Origin of the sequence: Pseudoalteromonas sp. NGC95 (genome assembly GCF_015864705.1) — a bacterium.
Classification (GTDB): domain Bacteria; phylum Pseudomonadota; class Gammaproteobacteria; order Enterobacterales; family Alteromonadaceae; genus Pseudoalteromonas; species Pseudoalteromonas arctica.
The window spans coordinates 80,846-104,287 of record NZ_JADYWR010000009.1 but is presented as its reverse complement, the minus strand read 5'-3'; the positions used below and the strand labels follow the sequence as shown (position 1 = coordinate 104,287).

Below are 23,442 nucleotides of genomic sequence, written 5' to 3'. Positions count from 1 at the left end.
AAGAAGCTAAAAAATGAAAAAAAAGTGCGAGAGATAAATATGTTCATGCAGTTAATGTATGGAGAGTTGCTACCAATGTCAATAAAGATCTAAATAAGCTTAGAGTACTATTTATTTCCCCATATTAGTTTTTATAGAAAGTTTACAAATAATTTATAAATATGAATGCGGATCTGGTATATTTCGTTAACTGGTTCAAATAATAACAATTATTAATAATTAAGGTTGACCCGTGGTTTACAGACGCCCTCCATCGCGTTTTGGATTGAATTCTTTAAGTGTAAAACTATCGCTACTCATATCCGCTATTTGCTTAATAGCTGGGGTATGTGCGGCTGCCTTAATGCTTAAATCTGAAGAGAAACAACTCGTTTTTGAAGAACACGAAGTTTTAAAAAGCTCGACAGATTTATTAGTGAAGCAATTTAATGAGCGCATTAAAACAAAAGTAAATATTGCTCAGCAAGCTAATAACGTAGTAACACAACAACTTTTTCAACCCAATTCACCAATTAATTTAAGCAATAAATCACAGTTACAATTTAATAGTGACGGTACAATTCGAAGTGCCTCTGCTGATGGTTTATCAGCAGCATTTTTACCACAGCAAAATTACTCTCCTTTTTATAAACGCCTATTTAATGATTCTGAGATGCTGTGGCGCATAATTTCTCCTACACTGGTACACGACTTTTTTAACTTTTATTTAATAACAGATGATGATTTTATTCGTGTTTCTCCCCCTAATTGGGCATTAAACGCACCTGCCGACTTTAGAGCAACGAATGGCTCAACTTATAAATCGATTAAAAGCACGCTTGAAACAGTAAGAGAGCCTGCATGGTCAAAAGTCTATTACGATACAGTATGGCGCAAATGGGTTATTAGCTTACTAGTGCCAGTTTATGTCGATAATGAGTTTTTAGGTGTGACAGGGAGCGATATTTCCCTCAACAAACTTATTTCGTTTTTACCTGTTGGTGATAAAGAAAAACACCTACTTGTGTTTGATAGTAAAGGGCAATTGTTAGCACACCCAGACTTAAATCCGACCTTACTAGCCGACTATGGTAGTGATAATAAAGCACTCGCTACTAACGAATTTGTAAACCCAGCGCTGCAGTCGATTATTGATGATGTAATTGCGGTGAAATTACCTGAATACGCAAATTCGTTTGAAAAAAATGACGAAGCTCATATTATCAATATTCGTAAGATTGATGACTTAGATTGGTACATAGGGGTATATAAAAAGCGTTCATCGACGTTATCTGCATTACAAGATTTAAAACTGAAGTTTTTTGGTCTCTTTATTTTATACGCAATATTAGTTGCCTTATTGCTGCATCAAGCGCTTTATCAACTAGTCCTTCGCCGTTTACATACTTTGGTTTATGCAGTTACAAGTTTTGGCAAAGGTCAATTAACTACAGAATTTCCACCAGAAAACAAAGACGAAATTGGCACGCTTAATGGCTCATTTAGAGACATGACGGTAGAAATTCGCAAACTTATCGATGGCTTAAACCAGAGAATTACAGAAAAAGAAATTGCTGAAAAAGCAGCTAACCGTTTATCTAAAGCGGTAGCATTCTCGGGCACTGGCGTTGTGATCACCGATGAGAATTTTGTAATTGAATACGTAAATCCAAAAATGCTCGAAATGACAGGCTACCCAGAAAGTCATTTTAATAGAGCACCATTACTTAATATTATTGCCTCAGAAATGTCTATTTTAGTTGAAGATATAGACATAGATTTACGCAGCCGTAATTACTGGCGCGGTGATACATTAATTCAAGGCTTGAATAAAGAGCCAATTTGGGTGTCTTTAAGTGTTTCGCCAATTCGTGAAGAGGGCGGTGAAATAACCAGCTATGTAGCATCTGCACAAGATATTTCGTTTGTAAAAGAAAGCCAGCGTAAAATGGAGCAGCTTGCTTACTTTGACACCCTTACGGGCCTTGCCAACAGAACATTTTTTAGGATGCAATTGCGTAAATCAATGGCATTAGCAGAACGCGGGCATTATGCATTTGCTTTGTTTTACTTTGATTTAGACGAATTTAAACGTATTAACGATACATTAGGCCACGATGCCGGCGATCAATTATTAATTGAAGTGGCAAACAGACTTAAAAAACGTTTACGAGCCGAGGACACCATAGCGCGCTTAGGTGGTGATGAATTTGCAGTATTACTCAGTGGTATAGAAAGCCAAGCTCACGCGACTGATGTTGCCAATACAATTCAAAAAACACTGAATGTGCCTATAAAACTAGGTAGTAATGAAGTTATTGTGAGCGCGAGTATTGGTATTACAATGGCTCCGTACGATAGCCTAGAAGAGGATCAGTTATTAAAACATGCTGACTTAGCAATGTATGAGGCAAAAGCAAAAGGGCGTAATACATTCCATTTTTATAGCCAAGAATTGAACGCAGCTGCTAATGAGCGTTTATTTATTGAAAATGAGCTACGTATAGGACTAAAAGAAAAACAGTTTGTAGTTTACTACCAACCTCAAGTTGATAGTCGTACTCATCAGGTCATTGGCTATGAAGCGTTATTAAGATGGTTCCACCCAACTGAAGGCGCAATCCCTCCAGATAAATTTATTCCTATTGCAGAAGCGACAGGCCTTATAGTTGAATTAGGCGAATGGGTGCTTCAAGAGTCTTGTGATTTTGCCGTAAGATTAACAAAGCAAGGCTTAGAAAATAATATATCGATAAACTTATCGGCTCGCCAGTTCAAAGACTCAAGCTTAGTCTCAACACTGAGTAAAATGATAATTAGGACGGGTGTTTCGGCTAAGCGCCTTCACTTAGAGCTGACTGAAAGTATGCTAATGGGAAATGTAGAAGCTGCAATTACACAACTCCACGAGCTTAAAGCCTTAGGTATATCTATTTCTATTGATGATTTTGGTACTGGCTATTCGTCACTCAGTTACTTAAAACGATTCCCGGTTGATATATTGAAAATTGACCGTTCATTTGTAAAAGATATCCCTGAGGATACAAATGATATGGAAATCACTGCCGCTATTATTGCCATGGCGCAAAAGTTAAAGCTAGACGTGGTCGCAGAAGGGGTTGAGACAATAGAGCAGATGCAGTTTTTACAAAATAATAATTGTTTCATTGTACAAGGCTATTATTTTAGTAAACCAATTGCTGAGCACGAACTACCAAAATTGTATGAAAGGTTAAATGAACTCTCAAATAGCGAAGTAAGTAGCTAATAAAATTGCGGGTTAACCACCCGCAATTTTAACTTTAAATTTTAACGCTTCTAAAATGGCTTTTAGTTTATCGCGGTCATCACCTTGCACTTCAATAATGCCTTCTTTTACTGCGCCGCCTTGGCCCATTTTGCTTTTTATAGTTTTAGCTAACTTTTTTAAATCATGATCTTTTGGATCAATGCCTACAACTAACATTACGCCTTTGCCTTTACGTCCTTTTGTTTGACGCTCAATGCGAATAAAACCATCTTTAAAAAGCTTAGCTTCTAACTCTTTTTCTGGTTTTGGCTGGTCAATGCGACCCGTACTTGTTGAATATACTAAGTGACTATCACTCATACCTTACCTTTATGGATAAAAATTAATTAAATATTGGCGTAAATGATAGCAAATTTGAAGTTGTGTGTTTTTCTTTTTGCTAAATACTTTTAACAGGTTATATTTAGTTCAAAGGAAATATTATTGGAGTTTAATATGAGTTTAACTAAGAATGAATCAGTCGATGGCACTACATTAACAATACAAATCAAAGGTAAATTTGACTTTAATTTAGTGCAATCTTTTCGCCAAGCTTATGCTCAAATGAGCGAAAAAACAGTAAAGGTTATTATCGATTTAAGAGAGACTGACTACATGGATAGCTCAGCACTTGGCATGTTACTTAACATGAAAAAAACAATTGATAGCCAAGTGAAAACTATTGAAATAAGCAATTGCCAACCTCAGCTTAGAAAAATTCTACAAATTTCACGTTTTGATAAAAAGTTTGATATTAGCTAATGATACATGTGTTAATTGTGGATGATCAGGCGCTCAATCGCATTTTACTAAGTAAAATGCTTGAGCAAGAGGGTTATAAAATATCAGTGGCTTATAACGGGCTAGATGCACTTAATGTACTTAAAAGAGAGCAAATAGACGTTGTTTTACTTGATGTTTTAATGCCTGTAATGGATGGTTTTGAAGCTGCTGAAAAAATAAAGCAGCAGTATAGTGAAGTTTACTTACCGATTATTTTTATAACCTCCTTAGAAGATCAAGCAAGTTTTGAGCGGTGCCTCGAAGTGGGTGGCGATGACTTTATTCATAAACCATTTGAAAAAGTTATTCTGCATGCAAAAATTAAAGCACATATTCGCACCAGAGAGCTGAGTAAAAAAGCAAACCAACAAAAGAAACTACTTGAATATCATCACAACCAAATTGAACGTGAACACGAAATAATTGAGCATATTTTTAATAACTCACTAGAAAACCAAGGGAAATTTAAAGAGTACTTAGATTTTAATTTATCACCCGCATCTATGTTTAATGGTGACATGTTTTTGGTTGCGCAAAGCCCAATTGGTAATTTGTACTGCATGCTGGGCGATTTTACTGGGCACGGCCTAGCTGCTGCTATTGGTGCGTTGCCGGTTTCTCGTGTGTTTTATACTATGGTACAAAAAGGCATGGCGGTTAACGATATTGCCTGTGAGCTAAATACACTACTGTACAACCTACTACCTGGGCATATGTTCTGTGCTGCAACCATTATAGAGCTTAGTGCATCAGGTAAAAGTATTTCTGCATGGATGGGCGGCTTACCCGATGCGTATCTAATAGATAAAGACGGTAATGTAAAACAAACATTAGAATCGCAGCATATGGCGCTGGGGATTTTAGATGAACAAGAATTTGAATATGAAGTTATTCATTTTGAAACAAATAGTAATACACGCCTAGTATTAGCAACCGACGGTATTATAGAAACAGCAAACAAAGAGGATATATTTTTTGGGGAAGAGCGTTTTTTACAAACCTTAAAAAGTAAATCGATGATTAGTAGTGAAGACATAGTTGCAAATGTTACTAAGTTTGCAGATGGTACTAAGCAGCAAGACGATTTAAGCATTGTTTTACTAAACTGCCTGCCTTTAATTCCCGTGGAACAAGAGCGAGAAGCATTTTCTACTTTAGCTTTTAATTTGTCTTTGAGCTTAAACTCAGAGCAAATAAAAAAAACAGACCCCGTTTACGACGTCGTTAATATTTTAAGTAGTGTTGAGGGGCTAAATACTCATCGCTCTAATATATTTTTACTGTTGTCTGAGGCTTATAACAATGCGCTTGATCATGGTGTATTAGGACTTAACTCAGAAATTAAAAAACAAGAGGACGGCTTTTTTCGATATTACGAGTTGAGAGAGGCAGCCCTTGCTAAACTTACAGATGCCATGATTATTATTGATATGCGCTATTGCCCCGACACGCTCAGTCTATACTTTATTATTTGTGATTCAGGTCGAGGGTTTAGTAGTAAGCACGATGAGTTGGCAAAGGCTAATAACGAATTTGGCAGAGGGGTGTCTTTATTAGAAGAAATAGCCGAAAAAGTCACTTATAACGCCAGTGGTAACCAAGTTGAAATGTGCTACAAGTTGAGCTAGCTCTGTAAAAATATCCATGCTATTATTCTCGAAACTTTAGATGTATGGATGGCCAAATGATTTCTTCTTACTTAAAACAAGCACAACTTAGTGCTAATCCAGCTTTGATTTCAACAGAGCTTGAAAAGCTTGATCTACATTTAGCAAACACTGCTTTGCCTGATGTGTGTTGGGAGTATCAAATACCTGAGCTTGGCGAGGGCGGTGCATGTAGTTTATTTGGTTACTTACAAGATGAGCCATTCAAATTAACTGACTATATTAAAAATGATGAGCAAACACAGTTTAAGCTGGCTACTTTACAAAGTATTGTAAGCTACATTGAGCAGCAAACGGGCGTTGATTGGTATGGTATTTATCAATCAACTAATACCCCTGAAGGTAATCAACTATTAAAATTGGCTTATCATGGAGCGCCTAGTCGTCCGTTGTTTCCTTTAACGCAAGCATTTGCGGCTGGCAGTAACAACGTACAGGTTGCGCTATCTCACAAGGGCCGCATTATTAATAACGTTGAGGCGTATTTATCACAAGGTGGTGAATACTACACATGCGATCCTAAAGTTAAATCAGAAACCTGCCTACCTTTATTTAATGCACAAAATGAATGCGTTGGTATTGTAGATGCAGAAGCCTTTAAAAATGATTTTTTTGATGAAAAGACACTTGCCGTTTTAATTGCATGTTGTATTAAAATTCCTCACTTTCTAGTGTAAATAACGCTAGTCAATATGATGTGCTTTTATGTTAAGCTTAACTTAACAGCTAACCCCTAAATAACGATAAGAGATAGCCAATGTTCTCAGTATTAAAACCATTACCAACAGATCCTATTCTTGGCCTTATGGCGGCCTATAAACAAGATACAAACCCTAATAAAATTGATTTAGGTGTAGGTGTCTACAAAGATGAGCAAGGCAATACACCGGTTCTTAAAGCGGTTAAAAAAGCTGAAGCGTTTCGTCTTGAAAACGAAATGAGCAAATCTTACATTGGGTTAGCGGGTAATTTAGATTACTGCCAAAAAATGGAGCAGTTACTATTAGGTGAGCATCAAGTATTACTAGCTAACCGCGTACGTACTGCGCAAGCTCCTGGTGGTACGGGTGCACTTCGTGTTGCAGCTGAATTTATTAAGCGTTGTAATACAGACGCGACTGTTTGGGTAACTAACCCAACATGGGCTAACCATATTAGCTTGTTTGAAGCTGCAGGCTTAACAGTAAAAGAATACCCATATTACGATTACGAAAATAAAGATTTATTGTTTGATGAAATGATCAACACACTTAAACAAGTGCCTAAAGGTGATGTGGTTTTACTGCATGCATGTTGTCATAACCCAAGCGGTATGGATTTAAACGAAACACAGTGGAACACGGTTGCCGAACTGGCAAAAGAAGTTGGCTTTACACCACTTGTTGATATTGCATACCAAGGCTTTGGTGCTTCACTTGAAGAAGATGCACGTGGCTTACGTATTTTAGCCGATGCAGTAGAAGAGCTAATTATTTGTTCTTCATGTTCTAAAAACTTTGGCTTATACCGCGAGCGTATTGGTGCATGTTCACTAATTGCAAAAGACAGCGCAACAGCAGATATTTCAAACTCTGTAATGCTAAGCGTTGTACGTAGTATTTACTCAATGCCGCCAGCGCATGGTGCTGACATTGTTAATACTATTTTAAGCAGTACAGAGCTTACACAATTGTGGCACTCTGAGCTTGATGAAATGCGTAGTCGTATAAATGGCTTACGTAGCTTAATTAAAGAAAGCTTAGCAACTAAAGATATTGCTCAAGACTTCTCATTTATTGAACGCCAAAACGGTATGTTTTCTTTCTTAGGTATTAATAAAGAGCAAATTGCTCGCCTACAAAAAGAATACGGCATTTACATAGTTGGCTCTAGCCGCGTAAATGTTGCAGGTGTTAGTCATTCAAATATTGAATACTTTTCAAATGCTGTAGCTGACGTTTGTAAATAAACGCAGTTAATATAAAAAACCGCACATCATTACTAATGATGTGCGGTTTTTTATTATCTAAATTTAAACAATTAGCAGCAACCTTTAACCGATAGCAGGAATAAGCCCCGCCATTTGCATAAACTGCGCAGCAATAATAGTTATGCCACATATAGCTGCTATACCAAGCCCAACATTCCCACTTTTAACTTGGTAGCCTGTTTTATTTGATGTTGTACGCTGTTTATAAACCATTGCTACAGGCAAAAATATTGCCAGTACAACAAGTGCTATTGCTGCGTACCCTAAGGCCATAATAAAGCCTTGAGGATAAAACAATGCAAAGCCAAGTGGCGGAATAAACGTAATTAAAGCCGTTTTAATTCGGTCTGTTTTATTGTCACCCTTTTTAAATGCATCAGCAAAAAAATCAAATAACCCTAAACTCACCCCTAAAAATGATGTCGCAAGTGCTAAATCAGCAAATAACTTAACGGCCGTTGCCACACTTGGGTTATGCGCAATACTTGCCACGCTAGATACAAACCCATTAAGACCTTGGCTGTTGAGTAAATCAGCTTGGCTCATAATACCTTGGCTAAGTAGTTGCCAAAAAATATAAATGACTAAAGGTAGGGCGGCTCCAGCAATCATTACTTTGCGCAGTACTTTTATTTCAACACCAACATATTTAACAATAGAGGGGATAGATCCATGAAAGCCAAACGAAGTAAATATAACCGGTATAGCTGAAAGGATTAACCCTTGCTCCACAGGCATCTCTAATAAATGCTTACCTTGCACATAAGGGGTAAGCATATAAAACAAACTAGCTAATACAATAATTTTTATTGTAAATAACACTCTATTTAGTTTATCTACCTTGCTAGTGCCTAGCGTTACTACACTTGCAATAATAACAGCGAGGATTACAGAGCCAAACTGTGGGGCTATATTTACATCAAAGCCTATATTTATACGCGCTTGGAGTTGTGCACCACCACCTGCAATATAAGCAGCGCATAAAGCGTAAAATAAAAAAACCATCGAAAAATTCGCAATATATTGTCCGCGCTTTCCAAGCCATAATTTAGCCAATGTATTTAATGTTGCATCGCGTGGTGCATATTGGTGTAGCTCTAACATGAGTAGTGCGGTGTAGGTCATTAGTAACCAGCTAGCAATTATTAATGCAAGTGCAGTACTAAACCCAAGCCCGGCAGATGCAATTGGCAATGCCAACATACCCGCACCAATAGTGGTGCCTGCAACAATTAACATGCTTCCAGTTGTTTTATTTTTAAGCACTTAATTACCTTAATTATTATTAATATTGATGCACCATATAACTAGTTGCTCAAATCTCAAATAGTTTTGTAATAAAAGAGCGGTATTAAAATGTAACTTACAATTTACAACTGTATTTATTAAGGACTTTAGTGTTTAAAAAGTACTAAAACACAGTAGTGAGCGTATAATTTATTCTTTGTTTTATTCTTTGTTTTATTCTTTGTTTTATTCATTCATATAAAGCGTAGGGATGGCACGTGCCAGTTAAAGTATCGTATTTTTTAATGGTTCTTATATGGTCTACTACACCACTGGGTATAGTGTGGAGTAGTGAAACTGTATCGCCAACACTTGCAGTGTTAATGCGAATGCTGGTGGGGCTATTGTTAGGCGGCTTAATTGTTGCCATTACAAATATTAGAGTGCCTTGGAGCAAAAATGCATGCTTACTTTATTTTTATTCGAGTATAGGTATTTTTGGCGGTATGTTGTTGAGCTATATGGCAGCTAAAACAGTCCCTTCTGGTATTATTTCGCTTATGTTTGGCCTTGCACCTATTTTGTCGGGGTTGCTTGCTCAGCAATTATTAAATGAACCTAAATTTAGCCCGATTAAATTAGTTGCGTTAGCGTGCGCCTTAATTGGCTTATATTTTGTTAGTTATAACCAAGTACAAAACTCGCAAACTCAAGGACTTGGGTTGCTTTATGTGTTTATGGCTGTCTGCTTTTTTAGTTTAAGTGGTGTGATGATCAAGCGTGTGCAGATTGCGATTCATCCTATGGCAACAACATTTGGTGCCTTAGTTTTTGTAACCCCACTCTTTTTTATTGCTTGGTGGTTATTAGATGGTGAGTTGCATATACAAAACTGGAGTGCAAAATCATTGTGGGCTATTGGTTATCTAGGAATATTTGGATCTTTAGTAGGGGCTTTGGCGTATTTTCATGTGCTGCAAAACCTAAATGCAAGCACGGTATCACTTACTACACTTATAACTCCTAGCTTTGCGTTAGGCTTGGGAGCTTGGCTAAATAATGAGTCATTAAGCCAAGAACTAATAATTGGTGCGGTTATTATTTTAATTAGTCTAGGTTTTTTCCAATTTGGTGATAAGTTTTTAAAGCGAAAGAAAGTAAACACAAATTAGCTTTACTACATTTTTTCTATTTGAATAATTAAACGACGGTTTTTGTCTCGGCTTAAAATGTTATCGTTATTATCAACAAAGCGTTTTTCGCCTAAGCCGGTTGTTTGTACTTTTGCTTCATCAACACCCAAGCTCACCATATAATCTTTTATAGTTTTGGCGCGCTTGCGCGATAAATCTAAGTTATTCCAGCGTCCGCCATAACTATCTGTGTATGAGTCAATACTAATGGACTCTATGCTTGCATCATTTTTTAAATACTCAGCAATCTTATCAAGACGTTGTTGCGAGGATTTAGTTAATTTACTGCTGTTAGATTGATAGTTCATTACAGTAAACGAAATATCTTCAAAGCTGTAAGGGAGTAGCTCATCACGGCATTGTAAAAAAGCCCAGTAAGCTTGTTTAAAGTTTACGCTCGATATACCAACGGCAATTTTATCGGCACTGTTTTGCCAGTCTTGATAATAAAAAGTAGGGTAGTAGCCTTTTTCAAGCTCGGTAAGCATTTCCCATGCGGTTTTATTGCCTAGCTCGCCATCAAACTTTTTAAGTAATTTCATATTTGCAATATCGCGAGCGGGCAACCCTGCACGCCATGTAGGTGGCACTGCTTTTAAACCTGCAATTGCGTAGTTATCTGGGCGTACAACCATATCTAAATTAAATGTTAAGTTTTTATTTTTACTTGCTGAAGCTTTAAATATAGCTTCACCGTAATAAGGAACCTCATGATTTAACTGGCATTGTAAGCGCGTTGTTTTAACGACTTCCCAGTTGGAGTTGTCTTGGGTTGCTGTGTATTGGCGCATAGCAGCTTGCGAGTGAGTACTGCAAAGCACCGCACTTATACTAAGGCTAATAAATAACAACTTATACTTCATGGTGCTCTCCAGCTATCCGGGAATGCCAATAATTTGGCAAATTAACGACTGCAATGATTAGTTTGTTCTCTATATAACTAACTTATAAGTTAAAGCAAGTTATGTGCCTATAATTTTAAAGCAATAAATACTTAAATCCCCTAGCCTAGGGGGTATCAATTTTGACATAATAGTCAGCTTACACGTATAAACAAAGAAGACTATGGCAAATACTGAGCAAACACCTTTCGCAAAACGCTTTCGTGGATTTTTTCCTGTTGTTATTGATGTTGAAACTGCAGGTTTTAACAAAGAAACAGATGCCTTGTTAGAAATAGCAGCCTCTGTTTTAAAAATGGATGACGAAGGACTGCTCAGCATAGATCATACTGTTCATTTTCATGTTCAGCCATTCGAAGGCGCTAATATAGAACAAGCAGCCATCGACTTTAACGGTATAGACCCGTTTTCACCATTACGTGGCGCAGTACCTGAAGATGAAGTAATTAAAGAAATATGTAAAGTAGTACGCAAAGCGCAAAAGGCTGCTGGGTGCCAACGCTCAGTTATTGTGGCGCATAATGCCGCATTCGATCATGGCTTTTTAAATGCAGCAATAGAGCGTAATAACATTAAGCGTACGCCATTTCACCCGTTCGTAAGCTTTGATACAACATCTTTAGCGGGTTTAGCGTTAGGGCAAACTGTATTAGCAAAAGCGTGTAGAGCGGCTGGTATCGAGTTTGATAACAGCCAAGCACACTCAGCGCTTTACGACACAGAACGTACAGCTGAGCTTTATTGTTTAATAGTAAACCGCTGGCAGCAATTAGGTGGTTGGCCATTAGCGCCACTAGATGACGCTGATGCTGATGCTGAAAATGACGAAGAAACTAAAACGTCTGAGTAATTTTACCCTCAGTTAGCTTAACTAGGTGGGGCGGGTAAATACGCGAAAATTGTTTAGAATCTTTCGCTATTTTAAGCTCCACACCAGGGTGCATTAATTCATTTACTTTTAAGCGGCTACTGGCAAGTAATTGCACTATTTTTTGCTTAATAAGTAGTTTTTGACGATGAATATGCGCAGAGCGTATTTTTATATGCTTTTCATTTTCAGTTATCTTATTCATGAATTGCTGGCGCTGAGCAGCCCCCGCAATTTTACTCGCTTTTTCGCGAGCTTGTTGTAAAGCGGTTACTTTAGTCGCAAGTACTTTTTCAAAATCGGTGATTTGTATTTGCTTTTGGCGAAGCTCAAACCATAGCTGCGCTAAAAATACGCGCGTTTTAGTACCGGCTGGCGCGCCTAGTTCACCCGTTTCAATGCGCATAGCATCTAAAATATTACCGCCAATAATTTTACCTCGCGGGTCATTTGCTTTACCTACACGTATTAATCGCCTAGCACTTAAATCACAATGCAGAGCTTGGCGTTCAATAAATAAATCTTGTTCGGATTTAATGTTGCAGTACTGGGCATAACCAATAGAAATAGTTCGTTGAGCGGTTATACAGCACGTAAATGCTTCCTCGCCTTCACGTTTTCGGCCAATTGCGCCAAGCATTATGGTTACCGCACTTTTACTTTCAACAGTTCCTGATTCCACAAAACCAAGTACCGTAATATCACCGTTGGCTTTTACACGCATGCCGTCTTTAATATCACCAGTAATAATTACGCTACCATCAAAATCAACATGGCCTGTACTTACATCTACGTTATCAAAGCATAAAACGTCATCTACACGCATACCACGGGGTAGGGCAACGGGCACACCTTTGCAGTCGGCAATAAGCATATTAGGATTATTAGGATCTACTTTTGTACCTTCGAAAGGCTGGAGTTGGTGATCTTTACCTGGTTTTGCACTAATTGAATCGCCAAATACCGTATAGCCTTCTTCCCCAGGTGTAGCTGCAATACGCTGCATTAAGGGAGTGCCAGGTTTTACGGTGATAATAGCGCCAAGGTTTTTCATATCAACCTTACCGCCTTCTTTAGCTTGTGGGCTAAGTACTCGGTCTTGAGCTGTTGAGCATAAACGTACAAATTTGGCATCGCTGCCTTCTTTTGGATTGCGCCCATGTGCAATTATGGCACTGTAAGAGCTTCCTGCTGGTTGCTCAAACTGCTGGCCTAAAAAGGTATCAAGCGCACGAGGACTTATTCCTTTTTTAACACCTGCATCAGCAAGTGCTTTCTGCGCGCCTTCCATAGACAAAAGTGCGCCACCTTTAGCGGTAGTTAATGTTGCTTCTGCGACCATGTTTTTTTCATCAATATTAATGATAAGCGACGCATCTACAGCTTTAGCAACGACAAGCGATACTTCCTGATAGTTTTTAGTTGGCGCAAAAAGCTTTCCAATATTGGCAATGACAGCTTCGTACTCACTAAACTCAGATTGCTCTAGCATTTGCGTTAACTGAGTACTTGTAACAGGAAAACCACTATCAATAGGGTGACTTTCTAAAGAGACAAACCCTGTACTTTTATCAAATGAAAAAACCGACATTTATTAATTCCCTACTCTATGCCTGTTATTATTTTTATTTTTTACAACTAAAGGTTTAGAAATAGCAAAAACCTTAACTCCTCATTTGAACACAGGTTAAACACATTGTTAAGTAAATGTTTATATAGGCTTGCATAAACTAAATTTTGGTTACTTAACACGCGATTGGCACATACAATTAAAATAAAGCGTTACTAGGCCTTGAGTATCAGTACTTTACTCAGTTATACTGTTTGCACGCTCTGAATTGAGTTACTAATTCAGGGGCTGATTAGGATTCGACGGAATTCAAGAAGCCCAAGGTGCATGTCGAGGTGCGGTTTGCCTCGTTAAACAGCCGCAACCTAAAGTAATCGCAAACGACGATAACTACTCTCTAGCAGCTTAGGCTGGCTAGCGCTCCTTCCATGTATTCTTGTGGACTGGATTTTGGAGTGTCACCCTAACACCTGATCGCGACGGAAACCCTGGCCGGGGTTGAAGCGCTAAAACTAAGCGGCCTCGCCTTTATTTACCGTGTTTGTCCGGGACTTAAAGGTTAATTAAATGACAATACTAAACATGTAGTACCGACGGTCGAGGCTTTTCGGACGGGGGTTCAAATCCCCCCAGCTCCACCAATAAAGGTTTTTGAACTCGTTATTCGAAAACCATAAGAAACCCGCAACTTGAGCAATCAGGTTGCGGGTTTTTTTATGCTTATAATTTAATTATTAATGATCGTTTAACGTTTGTGGCAACTAAGCTTTAGCTATTATTTCAGCGTTTTACAGTGCAGTAAATAAAACAGATATTAATTTGCCAAAGGGGCAGTGTAGCCACGTTTTACGACATACTTTTGCGAGTCATTTGATGATGAACGGAGGTAACATCTTAGTATTACAGCAGATACTTGGTCATGCAAAGATTGAGCAAACCATGATTTACGCGCACTTTGCACCAAGTCATTTAGAAGATGCTATTAGGTTTGGACCTAAAATGTGAATTTTAAACCCGCCTTATTTTTACTTTTGATTTTAAATTCTTATGGTCTTGATCAATTTCTTTGTAAAAAATAACATTTTTTATTACAACAAGATAAACAGCAAACAATTGCGCAAATACAATTATATTAAAGATCAACATACCTATAAATTTTAAAGTATTTGGACTAATTAACTCTTTTAAGTATGGAGATGAAAAGTAAATTGTAGCTATATATGTAAGAATTAATATAGAACCCAAACAAATAGCCGAAATTACTAATGATAATAACAACATAGAAAGTTGCTCTTTAGTGTACTCAAACTTTTCTATACCTTCATTTAACTCTGCAATCTCTTCATCAGCTTTTAATTTACTCAAATATGATAAGGTTTCTTTGGCCTTTGGGTAGGAATATGCAACCCAAATTCCAAGGACTGTAAAAATCATCAAAGACGTATTTTGTAATACAGTACTCATGTAAGTAATATGGTCATAAGATATTTCAGAAAAAGTTAATATCGAAATAACCACAAAAAAAATCAAGAACACAACAATAAATAAATATTTCATTTAAGTGCCTTATAAAACATTAAGCTATTTTTGAATCACTTGCATTTTGAAAAGCTGCTAGCAAAAACTCTCTTTGTGACTTAATAGTTTTGAAAAAAGTTTCATGACGATAATGACTAGTTGCATCACCAGGCATCTCAATAAACGTTTTTATTATAAACTCATTTAGCCAAATAGTTTGACTATTATTACCTTCAGTTTTAAAACCTAAATTAGATTTTTTTAAATCTTTATCTGAAGATTGGTATTTTTGAGCGTAAGCTTCTATCATTTCTTTTAATTCTTTACCAGACGGTCTGGCGTCAACAGTAACTAAAATAGTTCTGTCTGGCTTTTTTTTATTTTTTGGAACGTAAGGTAATCCTTCGAAGTATCGAGTCCAATTTTTATCTTCATCGCCTTCTTCTTGGATTGTCTCTTTTTTTACAAAATGTGTAATATCTGATGCTACTAGTTCTAGATCAGCTTGATGAGTTATTTTTTTAAATCTTTTTGCGTCGCATCTAAAAGATAAATTACCATGTGGACCCTCCCAGAAAACAGATTCAAATTCGTTACCATAGCCATCTGTTCGAGTCTCAGATACAGGGTTATTAATGTTAGATCTGTAATACACAAAATCTTTGATATAGTGTGTCATTATATCAAGGTCTGTTACTGTTTCAGGGAACTTAATAGATGCAAATATATTCAAAGATGGAATAAACCAATAGTAAGCAGGCAATCCCCATATAACGTCATCGCCTCCGCTTTCATCAGAGTTTACTATTGCATCGTCGTCAATTGATTGACCTTTACGTAGTCCATAAACTTTACCGTCATGGGCAATAAGACTTCGCCACAGTGTAATTAAATAATCACCAGTTTCTTCGTTTTTACTTATAGCTTTAAGGTAGGTAGTTCTTCTATTGCCATTTTTTATTGGAGCTGTTTCAGATATTTTATCTCTACCTTTGTGCCATGTAATAACTCTATCAAAAATATCTTCGATTGAAAGGTCTTCTCTATAGTCGCTATTTCTTTGGTAAAAGCCTAATTCATTAAACTGAAAAAAGGTTACAATTCCCTCTGCCACATCATATTCCTAGTTATTATTAACTTATGTCCACATAATGCCCAAACTTAAAAGATTACACAAGATTTTAAAAGATACTATAAGTAACTAAGCTTATGATTTACAAGTAAGTACCTGTTTTTACAGGTTGCATGTAACAATCGAGGCTTTTCCGATAGGAATTCAAATATCTAAGCCCACCAATAAAGGTTTTTGAACTCGTTATTCGAGAACCATAAGAAACCCGCAAATTTGTTAATCCAAATTTGCGGGTTTTTTTATGGAATTTATAAAATAAAGTTTAAGAATGTCTTATAGCGCGTAGCTTCATTTTTATTGCAATCACAAGCAGGCTAAATAATGACAGCATACTTATTAACAACGTTAGATTAAGTATAGGGTTACTTGGCTCGTAGGTAGCGACAGGAGAGTTGTTTGTAGTTTGCGAGTTTTGCTGTTGCCTAATATAGCTTTGGCTGATCCAATCTACCGCGTTTATCCATTGTACTTTGGCGGGGTCAGTGTTGTTTAGCATCCCTATTGCGTGCTTATCGTTATCTAAGCTTTTTGAAAGTTGTATCAGTTGCTGCCAAAATTCATTTTTAGGGCCTAGGTCGTCTATTTCTTGTAGGTGCTGTTGTAATTTATCACCCCCCATCGTTTTTATATCAGCTTGTCCTGTACTTTGCGCGTAGCTATTTATTAGTGATGAAAAGCGACTAAAGTACTCATTACTTTTTTGCTGTGTAGGGTTAGCTGTTCGCTCGTTTGTTACTTTTTGTGTTGGTTGATTTAGGCTATTTTGATCAATCAAATATTGTTTATAGTTTTGGTAACTTAAGTTGTTTGTAGTTGTGTTATTTGTAGTTGTGTTATTTAGAGTGCCAAAGTTGTTTTTAAGTGCATTAACACTGATCACTACACCTACTAAGGTAATAATACAAAGTGCGCAATAGCAAAAGTACAATGCGCTTTTTAAAGTGTTACGCAGTAGTTTATATTTATTATAACTTTGCTTAATAGCTGCAGCTGTATTAGGGGCTTCGCCTGTATCTAGGCGTTCGTTTTGTATTGAGGTACTTTTGTCGTTAGTACTTTCACTAATGTGTTTATCTGTATTTTTGTTGTGCTCAGTGAGTGCTATTTGATTATTTTGAGATTGAGAGATTACAGTAATGAGTTGAGGTTCTACTTTAGTAATCAAACCTAGCTTTTTTAGTGAGGATTCTGTTTTAACAGCATCAATACTCGATAAGTCTTTTTTTAAAGCGTAAGCTTTTCCATCAAATAACTGAATAACAATATTATGAGGAATATTAAGAAGTTGGCTGAGTTGTTCTTGGGCAGAGGTAAGGTCAGTATTTTGATATAACTGACCATTAAAAACAATTTTAAATGTAGCGCTCACGTTAGTACCTTGCTTGTGTAATTCCATTTTTGGAATTTTATTTTTATTATTTGATACACAAAGCTAACTTAACAGATAAAGGGTATGCTTTCTAATGATTTGCGATTAAAAAAGCCTTAACAAACAGCGTTAAGGCTTTGGCGTGTAGCTGTTACTTTATCGTTTAGCGAGTGATTTTACAGATTGCTTTTGATCACTTGCTGGTTGGGTTGCTTTGTCTATTAATGTTTCAAGTGGTTTATTTCGAACGCACATAAGTACTTTGTTCATTGCTTGGCATGTGCCTGTCGCTTTTTTATCATGGCTTGTGTAGCTGCAATCTTCATTAATGGCTTTTGCTTCACATGCTTCCCAAGGCGCATTTGAGCCGTGGCCTGCATGACTTAGCGCTGAGCATGAGGCAGCAAGTAAAAAGCCAGTGGTTAGTGCTTTTATCACGTTAAATATTTTCATTAGTATCTCAGTTAATTATTTGGCCAGAATGCGAGTTATCTTGCGGTAGCACCTTTAAAACAACCAATAAACATGTTTTCAGATACATCGGCTGCATGGTAGTGGTAACCGCGTGTATCGTCGGTGTGGCCCCTACATTCGTCTAAATCAGTGGGTTCTAATCCATCTTCGTTAAGCATGCCAAATATACCAAATCCATCGAGTGCATAACCCATCATGGCGGCATGACCGTCTGATTGAATTTGTGTTTGGCTACAACCTGCTTCACCGTGGTAGTGATAGCCTGCTACTAAGTTAATATGGCCAGCGCAATCATCAAAGGCTGCAATAGTGTATGCGCCTAAAATAGCCTCAACAGGGGCGGGTGCAGCAAGTACAACACCATTGAGAGCAACACCTACATTAGCGTTACCAATACTGCTATTTTGAGTGGTTGCAACAGGCGTTATTGGAATTAAAAATGATTCTGATATACCGCCATCAACATAATCAATAGAGCATTCTACGCAGTGGTTTTGGTATTGTTCTTCTACGTTTGGGCGTGCAGCGCCATCACACGATTCTTGTGTGTCGGTTACATTTACAAGGCCTGTACCTTCGTCGTATAGCTGCCAATGACTATCGTTATATAATGTAGGTAGATTTAAAATAAAGTCTCCGGTTATATCGTAAACCTCACCGGTGCCATCAAACCAAATACCGGCTTCGTCAGCTGTTGAGGTGATATTTTGAGGGCAAAATACACCAATCTCGTAATTTGAAGGCGCACCGGCAATATCAATTTTGTAGCATGAGGCTTCATCGCCATTACTTAGCGTACATGTTTGAGTGGTAATTGATGAAATGAGCGCATCGCTTTCAAAGTTAAAAGGGTCAACTTCTACAACAAAATCGGTTGAAGTATCTGTTGTAGTTCCCTCATCGGTGGTTGTTTCAGTTACAACTGTACTTTCAGCATCGCTACCGTTACAGGCAGCTAAACCCAGTGCGAGTATGCACACTGCAAGCGGTGTCAAAATTGGTGTGTTAAATCTTCTCATCAAAAATATCCGGTAATGAAGTTGAATGTATAATATTTGTTAAATGTGCAAACAAAGTGCAAAAACAACGCAACATAGTACATAGCACGAGATAGAAGCTGATAAAGTTTCTCTAAATGTGTTTAGTACCTTTTTTACTATTTAAATACTGCGACTTAAAAGTACTTGAATAGGCAGTGGAGTTTTATGGATTTTTTATTTCCCGACAGCATGTCTTTATTTTTGTTTTTATTGTTAATGATCACCGCTGGCTTTACTTCTTTTATATCTGCTGCATTTGGTGCTGGTGGCGGATTAATGCTGCTTGTTGTTATGGCGTCGTTTATGCCAATGGCAGTTGTTGTGCCTGTGCATGGTTTAGTACAGCTTGGCTCTAATGCAAATAGGTTTTTACTCAGCTTTAAGCATATTGATAAAAGCATGTTTGTATATTTTGCGTTAGGCGGCTTAGTAGGGGCGGGGTTATCAAGTTTTGTTATTGATGATATATCGTTTGATGCTATGAAGTTAGTGGTCGCTATTTTTGTTATTTATTTACTGTGGGGTAAAACGCCACCTATAAAATTAACCTCTAAGGTGTGGCGTATGGTCGCCGGTGGAATAACTACTTTTATTTCTATGTTTGTGGGGGCAAGTGGCCCATTAGTTGGTAGCTGTTTATATATTAATAATTACGAAAAGTTAAAATTTACGGCAACGTTTTCGAGCGTTATGAGTGTGCAGCATTTATTAAAAGCGATAATTTATGGCGCTGTTGGCTTTAGTTTTTGGCAATGGATACCGCTTGTAATTGCCATGGTAATAAGTGGCGCTGTAGGTACTTGGTTCGGAATTAAATTACTTAAAAGGATGTCTGGGGATAAATTTAAGCATATTTTTAGGATAGTTTTAACGTTATTAACGCTACAACTTGGTTGGCAAGGTATAAAAATATTACTCCACTAATTTGCTTAGTGGAGTAAATTTAATTTTATTAAACATAAATTATTTAAGAGGATTAAATAATTCATTGCGCCAAAAAGTTACTGATATAGAGCGACTATACTGTAATTTTTTGCCTTATCGATGAATTACATATTCTTTGTAATAATTGTTCATATGTTTAATTAAATTGGTATTAAAGCTTATTTAACAGCGGCTTTAATTGGCTTGTCGCCATCAAACAACTTAAAAATGCGGTTACTAATAAATGAGTTGGTCGCAATATGTAATAATGCATTGGCTACGTTTTCGCGGCTAATTTTAGCTTCTGAACGATCACTTGGTTGCTGCGTAGTTACTTGCATTGAAGCACTATCGTCAGTCAATGTACCAGGGCGAACAATGGTATAATTTAAACCACTATTTATTAGGTGCTCGTCAGCCATGTGCTTAGCAACTAAGTAAGGTTTTAAATCACCTTGAATCGAATCTGGATCGTCAGCACCAATCGAACTGACCATAATAAAGTGTTTAACGCCGTGCTCTTTAGCGAATGTAGCTGCTTTTGTTGCAGCCCATAAATCAATGAGTACAGTTTTATCATCGCCTGTACTTCCACCAGAACCAGCAGCAAAAATCACTTGGTCACAGCCTTTCATTGCATCACCAAAATCGCCTTCAAGATCTTGCTCAACAATAGTTAAAAAAGAGCTGTTTAAATCGCTTAACTTATTTTTGTCACGCACTAATGCCACAACATTTTGCTCATTTTCTAAAAGTAGCTCAGTTGTCATTTTACCTATTTGTCCGCTTGCGCCAATAATTAGGGTCTTACTCATAATTAACTCCTTCCAATAAATAGTAAAAGTAATGTGCTTACAAACAGACCTTGGGGTAGGGGATTATTTTTAAAGGGTAAAAAAGAGTTTAAATGAGCTAATTTCAAAAAATACTTTAATTAAAGTGCGATGCTTAACTGAGTATTAAAATCAGCTGCTTTTGGTGTGTTTTTTTAGACCTTTTTATTCAACCATTATACTCACTTCGGTCACATAACTACGGCGGTATAGACTAATACGGACTTTACGTTCTTGGTAATTATAAAACAAAATGCGATATGTACTATTGCCATTTGTTTTTAAAGGTTCACCTAATTTTTGCTGATAAAAGCGAGTGATATCAGAAATTGAATCGGTTAAATAACCAGTACGTACCATTGGGTATTCGCTTGCTACATCCATCGTTGTAACAAACTCTTCAGGAAGTGGGATTTCAGTGACGTTTTGGCTAAGTGCGTTAAACGATAGAGTGCATAGCAACATTATTAAAAATGCTAAAGTTTTCATTAGAGTCCTTTGAGTAATAAATTCCTTTTATTGGTACTTATTTTATCTCAATAAGCACCAATGTCATTTAAATTTTATTACGAATTAAATCTCGCACTATAAATCGAGCAGGGTGAATCGCTTGGCTTACACGTTCGCTTAATGGACGGGGTTCATTATTTAAACAACTTACGAGATGATCAGCACTTAGCGGTGCGCTACACAATGCGCGTGCACCAAAACCGGTAAAAATATGCAGGCCTTGTTGTGGTTTATTAAGTTGCTCATATTGGTAGCGTTTACCTAAACGTAGATTAGCAAAAGCCACTATATAATCACTTTGCTCGCACCATTGCCCAGCCATCGGCAGGTGATCTATAAATGTGCAGCGAACAGCCGCTTTTGCCGAGTTTATATTGCCAAGGGGGGAGGCAAATTCACTTTGCTGATAAAAGCTAAGTAGTTGCTCTTGGTTTAATTGGTTGTCGAGCGCTGTAACTTGGCGGCTTTTAGTGTTTTTTTCAAATGTGGCACCCATACAGTGATGATCTAAATAAGCCGGGGTAAAATACCCTTTATGGCATAGCACTGTTTTAAGTTTGCGTGATTGCTCACTTGCCTCAATATGTGAAACCTGACCGCGTACGCCCACTATAGGTAGCGCTTTTGTTTGCTCAAATGCATCGCTGTGCTCACCTGCACAAATAATTACATCGCTAAACGGGCCTAGCTGCTCATCATTCGTTAATAAAAACCAACCGCTATCAGTTTTTTTAAGCTGCTTTATATTGCAGTTAAATAGGCTTTTAAATGGGCTTATGCTATTTGCAGCGCTTAGCATAGCGTTTACTAATTGTGGCGGGTTAACCCAGCCGCCTTGTTCAAAAAATACGCCTGAATAACCTGTTGTTACGCCGGCTATTTCATCGCCTTGCTCTGCGGTTACGTTACGCATTAGCTGGGTTGGCCACAGTTGCTTTTGTGCTAAGTTTTCGTGCTTATCAGCGAGAGGTTTTTTCACTGCGTGTTGTAATACGCCGCACCAATCGTAATCAAAATTAAAACCACTGCTAAGTAAGTTGTTATATAGGCGTTTGGCGTATAAAAAGCTATGTGCAAACAATTCGCTGTGCGGCGAGTTTTTAGCTTGTAGGTGAGGGTAAATAGCGCCTTGCACATTGTGCGATGCCCCCATTGCAGGCTTTTTATCTTGGCAGAATAATTGGCTGGTTATGCCTCGTTTAGCCAAGCTGTATAAAATACAGCTACTGGCAATACCACCGCCAATGACCGCTACATTTTTTAAAGTACTGCTATCTTGATTAAAATAAGCGGGGGTTGATTGAGCGTTATTAACATGTTTAAGTTGGCCAGTAAGCATATCTTCTTTTTGATTAAAGTTTTTGGCTTTTTTAGTACTAAAGCCAGCCTCTATTAATCCTCGTTGAACAAAGTCAGCGGAGGTAAAAGTCGATAAGGTTGCATTAGCTCTTGTTATATCAGCCATGGAGTTAAATAAACTTTGCTGCCACATATCAGGATTTTTACTTGGCTCAGGCCCATTTAAATACCAAGCATCAACAATTCCTGTTTGCGGATAGCTCATTGCTTGTATTGATTCAAGCGCATCACCAAAGTATAAATCGAGAACAACACTGCCATTATTAAATTCGAGCCGGTGGCATCCTTCTAAATTAATTGGGTAGTTTACTGTTAATTGCTCACTAAAATAACTTAAGGTAGGCCAAGCGGTTAATGATTGTTTTAAGTCTGTTAATGTTAAGGGATTCTTTTCAAAAGAAATATAGTGTAGGCGTTTTACGCTTTTTTCACATTCATTTTGAACTTGCATCCGCTCAAGGTGGTCTTTAAAGCGTTGCCACGTATTTAAAAAGTTTAAACCGGTGCCAAAACCGGTTTCGGCAATAACAAAATGTGATTGGTCATGATTTTGTAATCGTACATCTATATTATTTTGCTCATAGTACACATAATGCGGTTGAGCTAAGCCATCGTCATTAGAAAAATAAATATCACCGGAGTCATTAGTCAAAGGTGTACCTAAATTATTAATGTGACTATGTGCGTTCTTAATCATAATTTTTTAAATTTATAGATATATTTTTAATTATTTTACGGGTTTTCTTTGTAATAGTCTGGCGTTATTTATAAGCTAGCAGTTCAGAGTACAAGTGTACGCTAGAAAGCTGACCACTTAGGTGATTAAATTCGCGTAA

At 37.3% G+C, this 23,442-nt stretch carries 20 protein-coding genes, 1 other RNA gene, 1 pseudogene and 1 other annotated feature (1 of these 23 running past the window's edge); of the genes and pseudogenes, 10 read left to right on the top strand and 12 right to left on the bottom strand.

Going from position 1 to position 23,442, the window contains the following annotated elements; translation table 11 throughout:
- Nucleotides 1-40 (bottom strand) — a sequence feature (Phe leader region) (it extends 78 nt beyond the left edge of the window).
- A 192-nt stretch (nucleotides 41-232) separates the two neighbouring features.
- Nucleotides 233-3,247: a bifunctional diguanylate cyclase/phosphodiesterase gene (locus I6E70_RS10335; RefSeq protein ID WP_021032079.1), complete on the top strand. Its 3,015-nt coding sequence runs from the start codon at nucleotides 233-235 to the stop codon at nucleotides 3,245-3,247.
- 12 nt (nucleotides 3,248-3,259) lie between these two features.
- On the opposite strand, the gene I6E70_RS10330 is transcribed toward I6E70_RS10335, so the two are convergent.
- Entirely contained in the window at nucleotides 3,260-3,589 is a 330-nt protein-coding gene (locus I6E70_RS10330) for a translation initiation factor (RefSeq protein ID WP_007581414.1), read from the bottom strand.
- Nucleotides 3,590-3,724: 135 nt separating this feature from the next.
- On the opposite strand from I6E70_RS10330, the gene I6E70_RS10325 reads away from it, so the two are divergent.
- The 4 genes from I6E70_RS10325 to I6E70_RS10310 all read left to right on the top strand — a co-directional run bounded on the left by I6E70_RS10325 (nucleotide 3,725) and on the right by I6E70_RS10310 (nucleotide 7,666).
- Nucleotides 3,725-4,030, top strand: a complete 306-nt coding sequence (locus tag I6E70_RS10325) for an STAS domain-containing protein (RefSeq protein ID WP_002962948.1) — start codon at nucleotides 3,725-3,727, stop codon at nucleotides 4,028-4,030.
- Entirely contained in the window at nucleotides 4,030-5,679 is a 1,650-nt protein-coding gene (locus I6E70_RS10320) for a SpoIIE family protein phosphatase (RefSeq protein ID WP_197188648.1), read from the top strand. The genes I6E70_RS10325 and I6E70_RS10320 overlap by 1 nt, the downstream gene beginning before the upstream one ends.
- 56 nt (nucleotides 5,680-5,735) lie before the next feature.
- Nucleotides 5,736-6,395 carry a GAF domain-containing protein gene (locus tag I6E70_RS10315; RefSeq protein ID WP_024593588.1) on the top strand — a complete coding sequence of 220 codons (660 nt, stop codon included), beginning with the start codon at nucleotides 5,736-5,738 and terminating at the stop codon, nucleotides 6,393-6,395.
- An 80-nt stretch (nucleotides 6,396-6,475) separates the two neighbouring features.
- Complete coding sequence (locus I6E70_RS10310; RefSeq protein WP_010554636.1) at nucleotides 6,476-7,666, top strand: amino acid aminotransferase; 1,191 nt, start codon at nucleotides 6,476-6,478, stop codon at nucleotides 7,664-7,666.
- 84 nt (nucleotides 7,667-7,750) lie between these two features.
- Here I6E70_RS10310 and I6E70_RS10305 read toward each other — a convergent pair whose 3' ends face one another.
- Nucleotides 7,751-8,953, bottom strand: a complete 1,203-nt coding sequence (locus tag I6E70_RS10305; RefSeq protein WP_010554637.1) for an aromatic amino acid transport family protein — start codon at nucleotides 8,951-8,953, stop codon at nucleotides 7,751-7,753.
- Between the two features lie 239 nt (nucleotides 8,954-9,192).
- Here I6E70_RS10305 and I6E70_RS10300 point away from each other — a divergent pair, with 239 nt between their 5' ends.
- Nucleotides 9,193-10,086 carry a DMT family transporter gene (locus tag I6E70_RS10300; RefSeq protein WP_101216606.1) on the top strand — a complete coding sequence of 298 codons (894 nt, stop codon included), beginning with the start codon at nucleotides 9,193-9,195 and terminating at the stop codon, nucleotides 10,084-10,086.
- Nucleotides 10,087-10,091: 5 nt separating this feature from the next.
- Here the strand turns inward: I6E70_RS10300 and I6E70_RS10295 are convergent, their stop codons facing one another.
- Nucleotides 10,092-10,970: a flagellar protein MotY gene (locus tag I6E70_RS10295; protein WP_010554639.1), complete on the bottom strand. Its 879-nt coding sequence runs from the start codon at nucleotides 10,968-10,970 to the stop codon at nucleotides 10,092-10,094.
- A gap of 202 nt (nucleotides 10,971-11,172) precedes the next feature.
- Here I6E70_RS10295 and rnt point away from each other — a divergent pair, with 202 nt between their 5' ends.
- The gene (gene rnt, locus I6E70_RS10290) at nucleotides 11,173-11,859 is read left to right on the top strand and encodes a ribonuclease T (RefSeq protein WP_197188647.1); all 687 of its coding nucleotides are present in this window, start codon (nucleotides 11,173-11,175) and stop codon (nucleotides 11,857-11,859) included.
- Here rnt and I6E70_RS10285 read toward each other — a convergent pair.
- Nucleotides 11,843-13,468 carry a DUF342 domain-containing protein gene (locus tag I6E70_RS10285; protein ID WP_165725661.1) on the bottom strand — a complete coding sequence of 542 codons (1,626 nt, stop codon included), beginning with the start codon at nucleotides 13,466-13,468 and terminating at the stop codon, nucleotides 11,843-11,845. The genes rnt and I6E70_RS10285 overlap by 17 nt on opposite strands.
- 263 nt (nucleotides 13,469-13,731) lie before the next feature.
- Here I6E70_RS10285 and ssrA point away from each other — a divergent pair.
- Together ssrA and I6E70_RS10275 are read left to right on the top strand one after the other, a co-directional pair.
- Nucleotides 13,732-14,088, top strand: a transfer-messenger RNA (tmRNA) gene (gene ssrA / locus I6E70_RS10280).
- Nucleotides 14,089-14,233: 145 nt separating this feature from the next.
- Nucleotides 14,234-14,452 (top strand): annotated as a pseudogene (locus tag I6E70_RS10275) (tyrosine-type recombinase/integrase); the annotation flags it as partial.
- A gap of 3 nt (nucleotides 14,453-14,455) precedes the next feature.
- Here I6E70_RS10275 and I6E70_RS10270 read toward each other — a convergent pair.
- The 5 genes from I6E70_RS10270 to I6E70_RS10250 all read right to left on the bottom strand — a co-directional run bounded on the left by I6E70_RS10270 (nucleotide 14,456) and on the right by I6E70_RS10250 (nucleotide 18,959).
- Nucleotides 14,456-15,004 (bottom strand): hypothetical protein, encoded by a 549-nt coding sequence (locus tag I6E70_RS10270; RefSeq protein ID WP_197188646.1) that lies wholly within the window; start codon nucleotides 15,002-15,004, stop codon nucleotides 14,456-14,458.
- 19 nt (nucleotides 15,005-15,023) lie between these two features.
- On the bottom strand, nucleotides 15,024-16,079 hold the full coding sequence (locus I6E70_RS10265; protein WP_197188645.1) for a hypothetical protein: 1,056 nt from the start codon (nucleotides 16,077-16,079) through the stop codon (nucleotides 15,024-15,026).
- A 280-nt stretch (nucleotides 16,080-16,359) separates the two neighbouring features.
- The gene (locus I6E70_RS10260; protein ID WP_331459190.1) at nucleotides 16,360-17,466 is read right to left on the bottom strand and encodes a hypothetical protein; all 1,107 of its coding nucleotides are present in this window, start codon (nucleotides 17,464-17,466) and stop codon (nucleotides 16,360-16,362) included.
- A 156-nt stretch (nucleotides 17,467-17,622) separates the two neighbouring features.
- Nucleotides 17,623-17,919: a hypothetical protein gene (locus I6E70_RS10255; RefSeq protein WP_007581994.1), complete on the bottom strand. Its 297-nt coding sequence runs from the start codon at nucleotides 17,917-17,919 to the stop codon at nucleotides 17,623-17,625.
- Nucleotides 17,920-17,954: 35 nt separating this feature from the next.
- Nucleotides 17,955-18,959 carry a YHYH protein gene (locus I6E70_RS10250; protein WP_024591658.1) on the bottom strand — a complete coding sequence of 335 codons (1,005 nt, stop codon included), beginning with the start codon at nucleotides 18,957-18,959 and terminating at the stop codon, nucleotides 17,955-17,957.
- A 186-nt stretch (nucleotides 18,960-19,145) separates the two neighbouring features.
- On the opposite strand from I6E70_RS10250, the gene I6E70_RS10245 reads away from it, so the two are divergent.
- The gene (locus I6E70_RS10245) at nucleotides 19,146-19,904 is read left to right on the top strand and encodes a sulfite exporter TauE/SafE family protein (protein ID WP_197188643.1); all 759 of its coding nucleotides are present in this window, start codon (nucleotides 19,146-19,148) and stop codon (nucleotides 19,902-19,904) included.
- A 179-nt stretch (nucleotides 19,905-20,083) separates the two neighbouring features.
- Here I6E70_RS10245 and I6E70_RS10240 read toward each other — a convergent pair whose 3' ends face one another.
- The 3 genes from I6E70_RS10240 to mnmC all read right to left on the bottom strand — a co-directional run bounded on the left by I6E70_RS10240 (nucleotide 20,084) and on the right by mnmC (nucleotide 23,303).
- Nucleotides 20,084-20,719 (bottom strand): NAD(P)-binding oxidoreductase, encoded by a 636-nt coding sequence (locus I6E70_RS10240; RefSeq protein ID WP_197188642.1) that lies wholly within the window; start codon nucleotides 20,717-20,719, stop codon nucleotides 20,084-20,086.
- 183 nt (nucleotides 20,720-20,902) lie between these two features.
- Nucleotides 20,903-21,226 (bottom strand): hypothetical protein, encoded by a 324-nt coding sequence (locus I6E70_RS10235; protein WP_197188641.1) that lies wholly within the window; start codon nucleotides 21,224-21,226, stop codon nucleotides 20,903-20,905.
- Between the two features lie 67 nt (nucleotides 21,227-21,293).
- A complete protein-coding gene (mnmC, locus tag I6E70_RS10230; protein ID WP_197188640.1) occupies nucleotides 21,294-23,303 on the bottom strand; it encodes a bifunctional tRNA (5-methylaminomethyl-2-thiouridine)(34)-methyltransferase MnmD/FAD-dependent 5-carboxymethylaminomethyl-2-thiouridine(34) oxidoreductase MnmC in 2,010 nt (669 codons plus the stop codon).
- Between the last annotated feature and the right edge of the window lie 139 nt (nucleotides 23,304-23,442).

Excerpts from the sequence above, each read along its gene's own strand:
- I6E70_RS10330 (WP_007581414.1), bottom strand. The coding sequence starts at position 3,589 with ATGAGTGATAGTCACTTAGTATATTCAACAAGTACGGGTCGCATTGAC.
- I6E70_RS10325 (WP_002962948.1), top strand. The coding sequence starts at position 3,725 with ATGAGTTTAACTAAGAATGAATCAGTCGATGGCACTACATTAACAATA.
- I6E70_RS10320 (WP_197188648.1), top strand. The coding sequence starts at position 4,030 with ATGATACATGTGTTAATTGTGGATGATCAGGCGCTCAATCGCATTTTA.
- I6E70_RS10315 (WP_024593588.1), top strand. The coding sequence starts at position 5,736 with ATGATTTCTTCTTACTTAAAACAAGCACAACTTAGTGCTAATCCAGCT.
- I6E70_RS10310 (WP_010554636.1), top strand. The coding sequence starts at position 6,476 with ATGTTCTCAGTATTAAAACCATTACCAACAGATCCTATTCTTGGCCTT.
- I6E70_RS10295 (WP_010554639.1), bottom strand. The coding sequence starts at position 10,970 with ATGAAGTATAAGTTGTTATTTATTAGCCTTAGTATAAGTGCGGTGCTT.
- rnt (WP_197188647.1), top strand. The coding sequence starts at position 11,173 with ATGGCAAATACTGAGCAAACACCTTTCGCAAAACGCTTTCGTGGATTT.
- I6E70_RS10285 (WP_165725661.1), bottom strand. The coding sequence starts at position 13,468 with ATGTCGGTTTTTTCATTTGATAAAAGTACAGGGTTTGTCTCTTTAGAA.
- I6E70_RS10270 (WP_197188646.1), bottom strand. The coding sequence starts at position 15,004 with ATGAAATATTTATTTATTGTTGTGTTCTTGATTTTTTTTGTGGTTATT.
- I6E70_RS10255 (WP_007581994.1), bottom strand. The coding sequence starts at position 17,919 with ATGAAAATATTTAACGTGATAAAAGCACTAACCACTGGCTTTTTACTT.
- I6E70_RS10250 (WP_024591658.1), bottom strand. The coding sequence starts at position 18,959 with ATGAGAAGATTTAACACACCAATTTTGACACCGCTTGCAGTGTGCATA.
- I6E70_RS10245 (WP_197188643.1), top strand. The coding sequence starts at position 19,146 with ATGGATTTTTTATTTCCCGACAGCATGTCTTTATTTTTGTTTTTATTG.
- I6E70_RS10240 (WP_197188642.1), bottom strand. The coding sequence starts at position 20,719 with ATGAGTAAGACCCTAATTATTGGCGCAAGCGGACAAATAGGTAAAATG.
- I6E70_RS10235 (WP_197188641.1), bottom strand. The coding sequence starts at position 21,226 with ATGAAAACTTTAGCATTTTTAATAATGTTGCTATGCACTCTATCGTTT.
- mnmC (WP_197188640.1), bottom strand. The coding sequence starts at position 23,303 with ATGATTAAGAACGCACATAGTCACATTAATAATTTAGGTACACCTTTG.